The organism is Variovorax sp. GW821-FHT09B01, assembly GCF_059418345.1.
Genome location: NZ_JBWKPQ010000042.1, coordinates 1 through 14,586, shown reverse-complemented (window position 1 = coordinate 14,586; position 14,586 = coordinate 1). Strand labels below are relative to the sequence as shown.

The 14,586-nt window shown below is 62.4% G+C and carries 12 protein-coding genes, 1 tRNA gene and 2 pseudogenes; 4 read left to right on the top strand and 11 right to left on the bottom strand.

The window, feature by feature from the left end; all coding sequences use genetic code 11:
* Positions 1–960: 960 nt before the first annotated feature.
* The 7 genes from AC07RV_RS44720 to AC07RV_RS44690 form a co-directional block, all read right to left on the bottom strand.
* A tRNA-Thr gene (locus AC07RV_RS44720) sits at positions 961–1,036 on the bottom strand.
* An 82-nt stretch (positions 1,037–1,118) separates the two neighbouring features.
* Positions 1,119–1,709 carry a ClpXP protease specificity-enhancing factor gene (locus AC07RV_RS44715; RefSeq protein WP_208511607.1) on the bottom strand — a complete coding sequence of 197 codons (591 nt, stop codon included), beginning with the start codon at positions 1,707–1,709 and terminating at the stop codon, positions 1,119–1,121.
* A gap of 44 nt (positions 1,710–1,753) precedes the next feature.
* Positions 1,754–2,365, bottom strand: a complete 612-nt coding sequence (locus AC07RV_RS44710) for a glutathione S-transferase N-terminal domain-containing protein (RefSeq protein WP_057596959.1) — start codon at positions 2,363–2,365, stop codon at positions 1,754–1,756.
* 95 nt (positions 2,366–2,460) lie between these two features.
* Positions 2,461–3,249 (bottom strand): cytochrome c1, encoded by a 789-nt coding sequence (locus AC07RV_RS44705; protein WP_492716493.1) that lies wholly within the window; start codon positions 3,247–3,249, stop codon positions 2,461–2,463.
* 29 nt (positions 3,250–3,278) lie between these two features.
* On the bottom strand, positions 3,279–4,715 hold the full coding sequence (locus AC07RV_RS44700) for a cytochrome b (RefSeq protein WP_093351863.1): 1,437 nt from the start codon (positions 4,713–4,715) through the stop codon (positions 3,279–3,281).
* A 14-nt stretch (positions 4,716–4,729) separates the two neighbouring features.
* Positions 4,730–5,347 carry a ubiquinol-cytochrome c reductase iron-sulfur subunit gene (petA, locus tag AC07RV_RS44695; protein ID WP_093351864.1) on the bottom strand — a complete coding sequence of 206 codons (618 nt, stop codon included), beginning with the start codon at positions 5,345–5,347 and terminating at the stop codon, positions 4,730–4,732.
* Between the two features lie 224 nt (positions 5,348–5,571).
* Positions 5,572–6,297, bottom strand: coding sequence for a response regulator transcription factor (locus AC07RV_RS44690; RefSeq protein ID WP_492716496.1), 726 nt, complete (start codon positions 6,295–6,297; stop codon positions 5,572–5,574).
* A gap of 392 nt (positions 6,298–6,689) precedes the next feature.
* Here AC07RV_RS44690 and AC07RV_RS44685 point away from each other — a divergent pair, with 392 nt between their 5' ends.
* The 3 genes from AC07RV_RS44685 (at position 6,690) to AC07RV_RS44675 (ending at position 10,833) form a co-directional block, all read left to right on the top strand.
* The gene (locus AC07RV_RS44685; protein ID WP_492716498.1) at positions 6,690–6,959 is read left to right on the top strand and encodes a hypothetical protein; all 270 of its coding nucleotides are present in this window, start codon (positions 6,690–6,692) and stop codon (positions 6,957–6,959) included.
* A 134-nt stretch (positions 6,960–7,093) separates the two neighbouring features.
* Positions 7,094–7,726 (top strand): YjbF family lipoprotein, encoded by a 633-nt coding sequence (locus AC07RV_RS44680; protein WP_492716500.1) that lies wholly within the window; start codon positions 7,094–7,096, stop codon positions 7,724–7,726.
* On the top strand, positions 7,723–10,833 hold the full coding sequence (locus tag AC07RV_RS44675; protein ID WP_492716502.1) for a YjbH domain-containing protein: 3,111 nt from the start codon (positions 7,723–7,725) through the stop codon (positions 10,831–10,833). The genes AC07RV_RS44680 and AC07RV_RS44675 overlap by 4 nt, the downstream gene beginning before the upstream one ends.
* Positions 10,834–10,879: 46 nt before the next feature.
* On the opposite strand, the gene AC07RV_RS44670 is transcribed toward AC07RV_RS44675, so the two are convergent.
* The 3 genes and pseudogenes from AC07RV_RS44670 to AC07RV_RS44660 form a co-directional block, all read right to left on the bottom strand.
* Positions 10,880–11,557 carry a hypothetical protein gene (locus AC07RV_RS44670; protein ID WP_492716504.1) on the bottom strand — a complete coding sequence of 226 codons (678 nt, stop codon included), beginning with the start codon at positions 11,555–11,557 and terminating at the stop codon, positions 10,880–10,882.
* A gap of 145 nt (positions 11,558–11,702) precedes the next feature.
* A pseudogene (locus AC07RV_RS44665) lies at positions 11,703–11,903 on the bottom strand (transposase domain-containing protein); the annotation flags it as partial.
* 2 nt (positions 11,904–11,905) lie between these two features.
* Positions 11,906–12,292, bottom strand: coding sequence for a hypothetical protein (locus AC07RV_RS44660; RefSeq protein ID WP_492716506.1), 387 nt, complete (start codon positions 12,290–12,292; stop codon positions 11,906–11,908).
* Between the two features lie 116 nt (positions 12,293–12,408).
* Here AC07RV_RS44660 and AC07RV_RS44655 point away from each other — a divergent pair, with 116 nt between their 5' ends.
* Positions 12,409–14,481 carry a recombinase family protein gene (locus AC07RV_RS44655; protein WP_492716508.1) on the top strand — a complete coding sequence of 691 codons (2,073 nt, stop codon included), beginning with the start codon at positions 12,409–12,411 and terminating at the stop codon, positions 14,479–14,481.
* A gap of 24 nt (positions 14,482–14,505) precedes the next feature.
* Here AC07RV_RS44655 and AC07RV_RS44650 read toward each other — a convergent pair.
* Positions 14,506–14,586 (bottom strand): annotated as a pseudogene (locus tag AC07RV_RS44650) (IS66 family transposase); the annotation flags it as partial.

The window sequence follows — 14,586 nt, the reverse complement described above, 5'->3', positions numbered from 1 at the left end:
GCGAAATTAGGACAAATACGCTTGATCGAGATTTGGTGCCATCGCCCAAAACTTACGGACCGACGCTTTGAGCAATAAGAACTTTTTCCCCAGCATCCTCCGAAAAAGGGTCTGCTCGCGGCGTCTGGCCACCTAGCTTCCTCGTTGAAGATGAAGCCGAATCTCGCCGTTGGAAGATCTCGTGGCAGTGACGTTAATAGCGCAGCCGAATGACAGAGGATATACGCATAAAGAGATGGGACTCCCGCACAAACTCGGCACAAAACTTGATACCTTTGTCACAGGAGCAAGCAAATAATAAAACCCACAAATTGCCCCTCCAACAATATTTTCGTCTTCAGTGCATGTCGCTGCTCCATGAACCAGCTTCATGACGTACCGCGAGAACATTGGACGCGCCTAATGCCATGCCTAAGAGCATACCGCTGCTCAATTTGCGGAAGAGTTCAGCTCCGTCCGCGAGACGACAGGGCCCGTGCACCGATTGCATTCGCACAACGCGCTTTAAATAGCACCTCCGTAGGGCGATACGACACGTTCCAAGCTCATCCCATGAGTGCTCGTCGACAATAGTTAGGACATGAGAAATAGGGACAGAGGAACCAATTTTGACTCGCGTGGGGCTATGCACTGAACCGCTTCAAAAGCGAAAGCGGTTTGAAGTTGCAATGGCGGCTCGCACGAAACTCGAAGAAAGCATATGCTTATCTAAAGAATTGCGCCGCCAATAGCCAAAAAGAAAATTCTTCTATAGGAAAATTCTTGGGCGACAAGCTAACAACATATTTCTTAATAGGCCGACCTCAAAAAGATTCTCAAGGAATCCGGGCGTAACTGTTTATTCTTCAGATTCGCATCGCATGGCGATCTCGGCTTTTTCATGCGAAAGAAAAAGCCCGGCCGTTCTTGGACACTGCCGGGCTTCTTCGGGTGCCTTGTCTTTATCACTAGGCTTTGATTTGGTGCCGCTTGTCCGAATCGAACGGACGACCTTCCGCTTACAAGGCGGGTGCTCTACCAACTGAGCTAAAGCGGCCGAAAAAGAAAAATCTGCAGCGGATTCTAGTGGGGTGCCCACCAGGGTCCGGAAGCGGGCGCGTCTTGCAGGCCTGGGCCGGTTACTTGACGCGCTTGAGCGAAGGCCGCGCGCCGCCGCCGGCCGGAGGGCGCGGCGGTTCGTCGGTCGGGTCGGCCTCGGGGCCATCGCCGATGTCGGTCACGTCGCTGCCCGCATCGTCAGCCGTCACCAGGTGCACGACCCGGTTGGCCTCGCTCTCGCCACCGCCGCGCGAGGCATCGCGCAGCGCCGAACGCACCGGGCTCGCCGGTGCCGGCACGCCCGTGGCGGCCGGGGAATCGAGCCCCATGCCAGTGTCGGCCGCCGGGGGCGGTGCGGGGAAGGCCATGCCCTGGCCGTTCTCGCGCGCATAGATCGCGATCACGCGGCCCACGGGCACGCTGATCTCGCGCGCCGTGCCCGCGAAACGGGCCTTGAACTCGATGAAGTCGTTGCCGAGCTTGAGCGAGCTGGTCGCGTCGAAACTGATGTTCAGCACGATCTCGCCGTTCTTCACGTACTCGCGCGGAACCTGGACGGTGTCATCGACCTGCACCGCGACATAGGGCGTGAACCCGTTGTCGGTACACCATTCGTACAGCGCCCGGATGAGGTACGGGCGGGTGGAAGACGACTCGAGCGCGTTGATCATGAAGGACGGCGATGAAGCGAAGCGGAAACGGACCTGCGCGAGGATTACTTGCGCATGACCTTTTCGGAGGGCGTGAGTGCTTCGATGTAGGCCGGGCGCGAGAAGATGCGTTCGGCGTACTTCAGGAGCGGCGCGGCGTTCTTGCTGAGGTCGATGCCATAGTAGTCGAGGCGCCACAGCAGCGGCGCAATGGCCACGTCGAGCATGGAGAAGTTGTCGCCCAGCATGTACTTGTTCTTGAGGAACACCGGCGCGAGCTGCGTGAGGCGATCGCGGATGTGCGAGCGTGCCTTTTCGAGCGCCTTCTCGTTGCCCTTGGCGGTGCGGTTCTCGAGCGTCGACACGTGCACGAACAGTTCCTTCTCGAAGTTGAGCAGGAACAGGCGCACGCGCGCGCGGTCGACCGGGTCGCCGGGCATCAGCTGCGGATGCGGGAAACGCTCGTCGATGTACTCGTTGATGATGTTCGACTCGTACAGGATCAGGTCGCGCTCGACCAGGATCGGGACCTGGCCGTACGGGTTCATCACGCTGATGTCTTCAGGCTTGTTGTAGAGATCGACATCGCGGATCTCGAAGTCCATGCCCTTCTCGAACAGCACGAAGCGGCAGCGGTGGGAAAAGGGGCAGGTCGTACCTGAATACAGCACCATCATGGCGAAAGACTCCTAAAAATCAAAAAGAGTGGGTTGCGTTGGCAACCCACTCCACGGGACCGGCGCACTTGACGCTCCGGTCGGCAAGGATGGAACTACTTGACGTCTTTCCAATACGAGGCGTTCAGTCGCCACACGAAAATCACCGACATCGACAGGAACAACAGCACCCAGACACCGATGCGGATGCGCGTGTTCTGCGCCGGCTCCGCCATCCACTGCATGTAGCTCACCAGGTCGCCCACTGCGGTGTCGAACTGCAGCGGGGTCATGGTGCCGGGCGTGACCTGCTCCCACTTGCCGGTGAACACATCGGCTTCGTGGCCATGCTGCTCGACCTTGGCGTGGATCGGACGACGCTCGCCCTGGAGCTCCCACAGCGGATTGGGCATGGCCACGCTCGGGAATGCGAGGTTGTTCCAGCCGGTCGCCTTGGTGTCGTCGCGGTAGTAGGTGCGCAGGTAGGTGTAGAGGTAGTCCGCACCGGCGCCGCCGTGGCCGGCGCGCGAGCGCGCCACCAACGTCAGGTCGGGCGGCGTGGTGCCGAACCATTCCTTGGCCTGGCGCGCGTCGATGTTGGCCTTCATGGTCTCGCCGACCTTCTCGGTCGTGAACAGAAGGTTGTCCTTGATCTGCTGCTCGCTGATGCCGATGTCCTGCAGGCGGTTGAAGCGCATGAAGGCGGCCGAGTGGCAGTTGAGGCAGTAGTTGACGAACAGCTTGGCGCCGTTCTGCAGCGCTGCCACGTCGTTCGTCTTGTTCGGGGCCTTGTCCCAGGCGAGGCCGCCGGATTCGGCCGAAGCGGCCGTGGAGAAGGTCAGGCCAGAAGCCAGGCCGATGACCAGGCCCAGGGCCGCGAGCCAGCCGGAAATGCTTTTCTTCATCGTGTGTCTCTCGAGCTGTCTTGCGCTTTTCAATGGGCGGCGAAGGTCACGCGGTCGGGCACGGTCTTGAACTCGCCCTTGCGGCTCCACCACGGCATCAGCAGGAAGAAACCGAAATAGAACAGCGTGCCGATCTGCGAGATGGTTTGCGCGATGTCGAGAGCGAACGAGCCGATCACGAGATTGCCCCAGACGCCGGGCGGCTGGATGCCGAGGTAGCCCAGGATCAGGAAGAAGAAGACGAACACGCCGTACACGTACTTGTGCCAGCTCGGACGGTAGCGGATCGACTTGACTTCGCTGTGGTCGAGCCACGGCAGGAAGAACAGGATGATGACCGAGCCGCCCATCACGACCACGCCCCAGAACTTGGCGTCGAAGGTCTTGAGCAGGAAGATCGCCACGGCGGCCACGACGATGATCGCGACCTTGAGCGCCACGCCCGACTTGCCCTTGACAAAGTTCCAGATCGCGGCCGCGCCGATGATCAGCGCGAACACGTTGACCATGTCGTCGGTGGTCGCACGCAGCATCGAATAGAAGGGCGTGAAGTACCAGACCGGCGCGATGTGGTTCGGCGTCTTCAGCGAATCGGCCGGGATGAAGTTGTTGTACTCCAGGAAGTAGCCGCCGGCTTCGGGAGCGAAGAAGATCACCGCCGAGAAGATCGTGAGGAACACCACCACGCCGAAGATGTCGTGCACCGTGTAGTATGGGTGCGACGGGATGCCGTCGAGCGGATGGCCGTCGGGACCGCGCTTGGCCTTGATCTCGATGCCGTCGGGGTTGTTCGAACCTACTTCGTGCAGCGCGATCAGGTGAGCCACCACCAGGCCGAGCAGCACCAGCGGCACGGCGATCACATGGAAGCTGAAGAAGCGGTTGAGCGTGGCGTCGCTCACCACGTAGTCGCCGCGAATCAGCAGGGCCAGGTCAGGACCGATGAACGGGATGGCGGCGAACAGGTTCACGATCACCTGGGCGCCCCAGTAGGACATCTGGCCCCAGGGCAGCAGGTAGCCCATGAAGGCCTCGGCCATCAGGCACAGGAAGATCGCGCAGCCGAACACCCAGATCAGCTCGCGCGGCTTGCGGTAGCTGCCGTACATGAGGCCGCGGAACATGTGCAAATAGACCACCACGAAGAACGCTGACGCGCCCGTCGAGTGGATGTAGCGGATCAGCCAGCCCCATGGCACGTCGCGCATGATGTACTCGACCGATGCGAACGCCTGGTTCGCGTCGGGCTTGTAGTGCATGACGAGGAAGATGCCGGTGACGATCTGGATCACGAGGACCAGCATCGCCAGCGAGCCGAAGATGTACCAGAAGTTGAAGTTCTTCGGCGCGTAGTACTTGCCCCACTGATCGTTCCACAGCTTAGTCAGCGGGAAGCGGTTGTCGACCCAGTTCAGCAGCTTGGCGCTGGCCGGGGCGTTGGGGGAGATTTCGTGGAATTCAGCCATGTTCTTCTTCTGCCTCAGGCCTTCTTGGAGTCTTCACCGATCAGGAGCTTGGTGTCCGACAGGTACATGTGCGGCGGCACAGGCAGGTTGTCGGGCGCGGGCTTGTTCTTGAAGACGCGGCCGGCCAGGTCGAACGTGGAACCGTGGCAAGGGCAGAGGAAGCCGCCTTCCCAGTCGTTGGGCAGCGAGGGCTGCGGGCCGGACTGCAGGCGGTCCACCGGCGAACAGCCGAGGTGGGTGCAGATGCCGACCACGACCAGCACGTCGGGCTTAATCGAGCGGTGCTCGTTCTGAGCGTACTTGGGCGTGAATTCGTCGGGATGACGCTTGGACTGCGGGTCCGCGAGCTGCGCATCGAGCTTGGGCAGCTCGGCGATCTGCTCCGGGGAGCGCTTGAGGATCCAGACCGGCTTGCCGCGCCACTCGACGGTGACTTTCTCGCCGACCTTCAGGCCGGAGATGTCGACCTCGACGGCAGCGCCGGCGGCCTTGGCCTTTTCGGAGGGCTGGAACGTGCTGACAAAGGGAATCGCGGTGGCCACGCCTCCCACTGCACCGGCACAGCCGGACGCGATCAACCAGGTCCGCTTGCTTGTGTCGATCCGGGGGGAGCCGGCGGTCATGTCACTCATGGGGATCCTCTATCTTCTTCGCTGGAGCAGGGTCAACCGACGATTGTAGCGGGGCGCAACGTGCGAATTCAACGGTTGCAAGACCGCGCGGTCGCGCGAATGACGCTCCGATCCGACATCGGCGGGGTGCCGTCCGCTCGTGATCGATGGGCTATCGATGAACGGAACGAGCGCGCGCGAAAGCGCCCGCGGCTTGCGACCGCGGGCGCTTCACGAGGGAAGATTCAGTTCAGCAGGCCGTGCTGCATCGCTTCGCGAACGGCTTGCGTGCGCGACTTGACCGCGAGCTTGCGGTAGATGCTCTTGGCGTGGAACTCGATCGTGTTGATCGAGAGATAGAAGGCCTCGGCGATCTGCCGATTGCTCCAGCCCTGCGCGATCAGGTTCAGCACCTTGAGCTCGCTGACCGACAGCACGGACTTCGGCGCTTCGGTTTCGGCGGCGGCCGACGGCACCTGCGTGCTGCTGCTGGCCGGCGCGCGGCGCGGATTGCCGAACATGCGCTCGAGCACGCAACGGGCGACGCGCGGGTCCATGGCCGCACCGCCGCGTTCGAGCGAGCGCAGCAGAAAGACCAGCTCGGTGTCGAGCGCATCGGTGAGCAGATAGCCCGCTACGCCGGCCGAGACCGCGGCGCGCACACGCTGCGTATCGGGCAGGGCCGAGACGGCGATGCGCTCCATGTGCGGGTGGGCTTCGCGCAGATGCAGGATGGTCGAGACGCCGCCGTCCTCGGGCAGGTCCATGCCGACCAGCGCCAGCGAGCAGGAACTGCGCACCAGGATTTCACGGGACTGGGCGCACGAGCGGGCGACCAGCACGCGGGCTCGGGGCTCGAGCACCGACACCACGCTGCGCAGACGTTCGGTCACCTGAAGATCGTCGTGGACGATCAGCACGCTCTGGAACTTCGAATTTCTCGCCATCACGCTGGCGTCGGTCTTTTCCAACAGAATTTCCACCTTGAATCTCCCGGTGCGGCAACTGGGTTGCGGGTCTGAAAAAAGTTAACGTTGGTTTACGCAATCGCAGGATCGATGCCTGCGCGGGGCGCCGACACCAACAACCCGAGCCCAAGACGACTAAACGGTTGATTTCATTGGAGTTTTTTGAAGCCGATTTGCCCGGGCGCCCCCGGAACACGGTGGATTCCGGGCGTTTCGAAGGCCTCGTTACGGTCGATGTCACGTTTGTCGCTACGTAACATCAGATGCGTAACCTTTTTCACAGACACGCCCAGCATCGGGTATCAAAGAAGAAACCGAGTGCAAACGGGTTGCGGCCCACTTTCAATGCTGCTACTCTCGAATCGATTGCATAAAAATCTTTGAGAGGATCCCTTATGAAAACCAACCAACTGGTTGCAGCTGTCGCTCTGTCCGCCCTGGCGGTTTCTTCCGTGTTCGCTCAAACCGCTCCTGCTGGTGGCACCAACGCCACCAACAACGCGCAAGGCAGCTTCACGACCGAAGAGAAGATCGCTGCTGCTGCAGGCGCGGCTCTGTTCGTCGCGGCCGTCAGCGGCAACGGTGGCAATTCGGGCGGCGGCTTCGGCCTGATCCCCGGCACCGGCACCACCGGCACCACCGGCACGACTGGCACCACGCGCTGATGCCGCGAGCCCTCCTTGACGGAGGGCATTCGCTGAAAAGTCCCCGCGTTGGTATCGCCACGCGACTTATAAAATGTTGCCTTTTGGCAACGTTTTTTTTGGGCGTTGGCGGTTGTTCTTCCGGTTCTTCCGCGATGCTGGACACAGCACGCGCCCTCTATGGAGGGCAATCGTCGGCATCCTCGCCGACTTTCAATCCCACTTTCGCCTATCTGCGGGCCAACATCTCGGGCCGCACCCTTTACATGGTGCTTGGCTACCTGGATCAGCGACCCGAAGGCGCTGTCGAAGTCTGGTACAGCGGCGGCGGCGAAGTCATTCGGTTGTTGAATGGCCGCCTGATCGGCACCACCGGGCTTTCCACGGACTGGCGCGCAGTTCGCATTGCCAACTGGCCCGCATGGCCCACCACGGCTTCGAACGCCGGCAGCGCCCCCGTGCAGCGCTACGAACGCGAGCGCGACGTCATGCCGGGCTATCGATTCGGCATCAACGACGAAATCACCCGCATCTCCATACCGGCGCCCAGCGACAGCGCGATTGCCGGCACGGACCCGAAGTCGCTTCAGTGGTATGAGGAGCGCAGCGTCTCGCGTCCGGCGAGCGCCTCTCTTCCTGCCGCCCGATTCGGAATCTCGAACAAGACAGGCACACCTGTTGTCATCTATTCCGAGCAGTGCATCTCCAACAATCTGTGTATGAGCTTCGAGCGCTGGACACCCCCCACGCCGCCGGCAGCCGGCGCCCCGGCGAGCGCTGGGACATGACCTCGCGAGGCCCATCTCCTCGGCATTTCCACTGGCCCCGTCACATAGCGGCGGCGTGCGCGCTGCTCGTCACATGCGGCGCCTGGGCTCAGCAAGCCGGTACGGCACCTTCGAACGGCCCGGCCACGAGCTCGGACGCCGATGTGCGCGCCGGCGAACGCTTCAGCACCTGGTTGCTGCGGCAGCCGTCGGAGACGGCATCCCCCGGACTCTCATGGCGCGTCCCCGAGGAGCGGCTGGCGCAGCAGTTCCTGAAGAACACCCTGCTGGTCCGCCTCGAGGCCGAAGCCCGCCGCGCTCCTCGTGCGGACCAGGTCGACCGGCTCGCACTGATCACCTGGCTGCAAGGCCTGCCCGTCACCGGGCGCGTGGCTCTGGGCATCGTCGACCCTCGGTGGCTGGAAACCCATCCCGCGGAGGACCCCGTCCTGTCGGCCGGCCAGCAATTCGTGGCGGGCCCGCCTGAACTGAGGACGATCGCTGTGGTGCGTTCCAACGGCGAGCTCTGCTACGTCCGGCACGAGGCCGGCCGCAGCGCCTGGGACTATGCCAAGGCCTGCGATCTTCCCACGGCCGATTGGGCCTGGGTGGCGCAGCCCGATGGCCGCACCGCACGCGTCGCTGTCGCGCCCTGGAATGCGCAACCTTCGGACGAACCCGCGCCTGGATCCTGGATCTGGGCCGCGCCGCGAGCGATGCCGGATCTGGTCGCGACGTCGGAGGGGATGATCAAATTCCTGGCGACCCAGGGACCCTCGCCCCAGGTGCTGGATGCCGCAGCGCTCGATGCCGTCGCGCCGGCGCCCGCCGCCGACAAGCGCACACCGCTGATCACGTCCCTCGACGCACGGAAAGGCGTCGACGCAACCCACTACGCGCCCGTGCGCTCCGTGCTGCCCGAGCCAGTGCCCACGCCCAAGGTCTTCAGGACCAGCACGAACGACTGGGGCGAAACCGGCCTCCTCCAAACGCCTTCAGCCCGCATGGGCGAGCTCGGGGACTTCCGGCTCTCGTTCACCAACGTCTATCCCTACTCGCGGCTGAACTTCATGTTTCAGCCGCTGGAATGGTTCGAAGCGGGCTTTCGCTACACCTCGATCAGCAACCAGGCCTACGCGGCAAGCACCACGGGCCAATCGAACAAGGACAAGAGTATCGATTTCAAGGTGCGGCTCGCCAAGGAGTCGGCCTATGTGCCGGAACTCGCGCTCGGATTCCGCGACTTCGGCGGTACCGGCCTGTTCTCGTCCGAGTACCTCGTCGCCAGCAAACGCTATGGCGACTTCGATTTCAGCCTCGGCATCGGCTGGGGCTACATGGGCAGCAGCGGCAACATCAAGAATCCGCTGATCGCCGTCAGCAATCGCTTCAGAACACGCCCCGGCAGCACGGCCACCACCGGCGGCCAAGCCAATTTCAACAGCTTCTTCCGCGGGCCTGCCGCGATTTTCGGTGGCGTGGAATGGCGGACTCCCTGGGACCCGCTGACCCTGAAGCTCGAATACGACGGCAACGACTATCAGCACGAACCGTCAGGCATCAATCAGCGCCAGCGAACCCCGTTCAACGTGGGGCTCGAGTACCGCTACGCGCCCGGACTGTCGTTCTCCCTGGGCTTCGAACGCGGCGACAAGGTCATGGTCGGCGTCTCGCTCTCGACCAATCTCGCCAAGCTCCAGTCCCCCAAAGCGCTCGATGCGCCGCTGCCACGCTTCACGCCCGAAGCACCCAAAGCGCCACCTGGCTGGCCGACGACCGCGGCGGACATCGAGGCGCGCACCGAATGGACCGTGCAGCGCATCGCGCCGCAGGACGACAAGCTGCATGTCTGGATCAGCGAAAGCTTGACGGTCTATCGCGAAGCGCGCGTCGAGACCATCACCGCGCTGCTGCATCGCGACGCGCCAGCCTCGATCAAGTACTTCGTCCTCCACTACCGCGAACGCGGGCTCTCGCTGCATGCGCAGGTGATCAATCGCGACGAGTGGGTCAACGAGCATTACCGGGCGATGACTCCGAGCGAGAAGCGTGCTGTTGGCCAGCGCGAATACGCACCCAACGTGGACAGCAGTGAAGACATGCAGCCTCTGCCTGCCGTCGCCGCTACGGCGGCGAGCGCATCCGTAAATGCGCCGCAGAAGGCAGGAGATGGTTCGTCGGCCAATGTCGCCACTGTGGCGACAACGCCTGCGCCAATGGCGCCATGGGAACGCAAGCGCGAACGCTACACCTTCGGCATCACGCCCAGCACCTCGCAGATCGTCGGCGGCCCGGACGCCTTCCTGCTCTATCAGATCGGCATTCAAGCGGTCCTCGAGTACCGCCTCACCGACAGCACCTGGTTCAACGGCGCCCTCAACTGGCGCATGTTCGACAACTTCGATAAGTTCACCTACACCGCGCCCAGCAATCTGCCGCGCGTGCGGACTTTCCAGCGGGAGTACGCCACGACGAAGCGGCTCACCCTGCCGGTATTCCAGCTCACGCATGTGGGCCGCCTGGCGGAGGATCAGTACTACAGCGTTTATGGTGGTGCGCTCGAGCCGATGTTTGCCGGTGTTGGCGCCGAATGGCTCTACCGCCCGTCACGCAGCCGCGTCGCTTTCGGCATCGACATCAACCATGTGCGTCAACGCGACTTCGCACAGGACTTCGGTCTGCGTGACTACAAGGTCAATACGGGCCACGCCACGCTGTACTGGGACACGGGCTGGAACGGCGTTCGCGCGAGCATCAGCGTGGGCCAGTACCTCGCGGGTGACAAGGGCGTGACGCTCAACGTCAGCAAGAGCTTCGACAACGGCGTCGTTCTCGGCGCCTATGCGACTAAGACGAATGTGTCGTCGCGCGAGTTCGGCGAAGGCAGCTTCGACAAGGGCATCTACGTGGCGGTGCCTTTCGACTCATTCCTGCCGAAGTCGAGCAAGTTCACCGCCGCTTTCAATTGGTCGCCGCTCATTCGGGACGGTGGCGCGAAGCTGGGCCGGATCAATCCGCTGTACGACATGACGTCGATCAGGGATCCGAAGGCCTTTTCGATCGGGGCTCCCGAGAGCAATTCGCCGCGGGCGGGGGACAATATTTTGAACTTCGAAGGGGCTCGCTGAGGCGGAGGATCGTATGCGTCCGGTGAAGACATCTTGCCCAGGGGCACTAGATGCAATACGACGGATGAAGGCCATCAAATGGCGTGATGACTGCATGCGCGCCATAGAACTCCCGGCATGCTGCCGCATACGCTTCATGGGCCTTCAAGAGGCTTACAAGCTCGGCTTCGCCCAAGCTTACCAGTTTGCGTAGGAGTTCTTGCCGTTCCAGGGGATCTTCCCAGCTATAGGTTTCTTCACGTGCTCCAATGTCCATGAGCACATCGTCCGATTCGAGTGAGCTGACCTTGAGTGAATTTCGCTCCTCAACACGGAGACCAATGCTGGTTTCCAGCCGGGTCAGTTTGACAAGCAGTGATATGTACTTGCTGCTCGTAGCCTTTGACTTTTCGAACTCGCGCTCTGCATCGTGCTTGGCTGACAACGTTTCGCATAGCAGCCTTGCCGTATAGCGAACAAGATTTTGGAGGTGGAAGGAGAGGAGTCTGAAGTCATCATTCGTGAACTTCGCCCACTTCTGTAAAGGTGTCCCCAAGGATGAGTTCTGGAGGAAGGATGCCGTGAGGTCGACTGTTAGATAGTGTTCCAGCGCGTACCTATACTGATTGATCACATCTCGCTGCATCAAGTAGACGGTCGCCGCAAGAGGGGCAGCTTCGAGATGCTCCCCGCCATCCAGAATCGACGTCAAAGCGTCATTGAAGACCGGCTCAATATTCAGCATTGGTGGTTACTCATAACGCGATGACTGACCTTCCAGTCCAGCTCGACGATGCATAGGGTGTAGGCGGTGCTGCGCAGTGTGCCACCGATGTGGCAACGGGCCGCTGGTCGCAGTGCACTGCGGCAGGCCATGCACAAGCGAGCCGTCAGCTCGATTGCCAGCGATGCGGCAGCAGCTCTGCAATGCGGCTGGCCGGGTGCGTAGGAAGCCGCTCGAGAACATCCTTCAGGTACGCGTGCGGCTCGTGGCCGTTCAGACGCGCCGAGTGCACCAGGCTCATGACGGCAGCAGCTCGCCGGCCGGCGCGCAAGCTGCCGGCGAACAGCCAGTTCTGTCTTCCAAGCGCAATCACGAGGTCATTCTGCCCATGTCGGGCAAGAGGTCGAAGTCTTCTACCGCTGGCACGCGCTGTACGGCCGTCGTGTGCGACGTCGGTACAGCGAGCAACGAGCGACGGGCGAGGTCGTTCACGTTGAGGTGAGTCCTGGCATCGTTATCGTCGTGGCCGCCTGGATGCTCGACGCAGCCTCTTGCGCCGGCATGAACCTTGGCGCTCCAAGCGCGTCGATCGCCGCCCTGACCGAACTGCATCTGCTGCTGTCGCAACGCGGCCTTCGGCGAAGCTCCTCCGGTGTCCATCACACCGATCGCGAGGAGCAAGATGACGAGTTCACCCAGACCACGCCTGCGGAGCCTGGTGCCGGCTGCGCCGGTGTCGCAGCGGCAGTTGAGCATGGCATTCGAGTCCCCAGTCCTTCAGGGAATGTGCCCAAGCGAACGCGCCAACGCGATCGCTCAACTGGCGATCCTGCTGCTTCAGGCGGCGGGTGTTCAGCGGACGGGAGCTGACGATGGCGAACACTGATCTGTTGCCCGCCACTGTGCTGCGTCGCAAGGCCGTCGTCTACGTGCGGCAGTCCACCCAGACGCAGGTTCAGAACAACCTGGAGAGCCAGCGCCGCCAGTACGACCTGGTCGAGGAAGCACGCCGCCGTGGATTCACGCAGGTCGAAGTCATCGACGATGACCTCGGTCGGTCCGCGAGTGGCATGGTGGCCAGACCTGGCTTCGATCGGCTTGTCGCGTGGCTCTGCGCCGGCGAGGTTGGCGCCGTGCTGTGTTTCGACGCCTCGAGGCTGGCGCGCAATGGTCGCGACTGGCATCACCTGCTGGAGCTTTGCGGCTTGGTCGAGGCCCGTGTCATCGACCTGGATGGCGTCTACGACCCGTGTCGTCCCAACGATCGGCTGCTACTGGGCATGAAGGGCAGCATCAGCGAGTTCGAACTCGGCGTGCTCAGGGCGCGCATGTTCGAGGCCGCCCGTGCTAAGGCCCAGCGCGGCGAACTGCGCATCAGCGTGCCCATTGGATACGTCTGGCATCGCGAAGTCGGTTTGGGGTTTGATCCCGACCTGCGCCTGCAGGAGGCGATCCGGTTGATCTTCGCTCGCTTTCGCAAACTGGGCAGCGCGCGCCAGGTCTTTCTGTCGCTCGCCGCTGAACAGGTTCACTTCCCGCGTCCCTCTGATGGCAAGAAGATGGTGACGTTCGACTGGACACCGATCCGCTATCGCAACGTGATCTCGGTGCTCAAGAACCCTTTCTATGCTGGCACGTACGCCTACGGCAAGAGCGAGAAGCGCACCACCCTCGTGGAGGGGCGACTGCGCAAGAGCTACGGGCACGGCAAGCCCGTCGAGCAATGGGAGGTGATGCTCAAGGACCACCATGAGGCCTACATCGATGGGGCCGAGTTCGAGCGCAATCAGAAGCAGCTTGCCATCAATGCCTACGGTAAAGTCGATGGCCCGAAGTCGGGGCGTGGCGGCCGAGCACTGCTTGCGGGGATGCTCTGCTGCGCACGCTGTGGCCGCCGCCTGACGGTAGCGTATACGGGCCGAGGGGCCGGCCAACCCGTATATCGATGCGACCGCCGCAGTGTGCAGTTGGCGCTGCCGCAGTGCTTCGCCTTCGGAGGCCGTCGCCCCGATGAGGCTATCGCACGAGAGCTCCTGAGAGCGGTCGAGCCCTTGGCTGTCGAAGCGGCATTGCAAGCTGAACGGAAGCACATGGAAGTCCAAGCGGACCAACGGCGAATCGTGGACCTGGAACTGCAGCAAGCACGCTATGAAGCAACGCTCGCAGAGCGTCGCTACGCGGCATGCGACCCCGACAACCGTTTGATCGCCGCCCAGCTCGAGAAGAGCTGGGAGTCGGCATTGCAGCGTGTGCAGCGGTGCCAACGTCGCGTCGACGCTGTGGACCAAACGCTGTCGGCCGTCCCGGTGCCCGACCTCGGTGGACTAGCTCAGAATCTCGCTGCCGCATGGGATGCGCCCGGCGTGACGATGCGCACGCGCCAGCAATTGCTTCACACCTTGGTCCACGAGATCATTGCCGATCTCGATGAGAAGACGCGAGAGATAGTGCTGACGATTCATTGGCGTGGAGGCCAGCATTCGCAGGTCAGGCTTGCGAAGCCGAAGTCCGGCGAGCACGGCTGTCGAACTCCCGATGAAGCCCTGGCTGTGATGCGCAGCATGGCGGGCAAGTGGTCCGACGAACACATTGCCGCAACCCTCAATCGCATGGGCCTTCCCACGGGCCAGGCGAAGACGTGGACCGCGCATCGCGTGAGCTCCGTGCGCAGGGTGAACGACATCCGCGCGTACCGTTCAGCGCACAAGGATGGGCAGTGGTTGACCATGTCAGAGGCCGCAGCCGAACTCGGCGTCAACAACCACCGCATTCGTCGCCTGATCAAGGACGGCATACTGCCCGCCGAGCAGGTGGTGCCGCGGGCGCCGTATCAGATTCGAGCCAGCGACCTGCTGGATCCGAAGGTTATCGACGCGGCAGCCCGAACAGATCGCCCGTGTCGCGCCCTCGTCGAGAACCAGATCTCAATGTTTTCAACTACTTAACGAAGTGGGGCACTATGAACAGGTCATTGCGATCGGCCGGATCTGGTTCTCCACCCAGTTGTTGTCTGCAGGCAAGTTGCCGTCGTCCAGGTAGCGCGTCAGCGC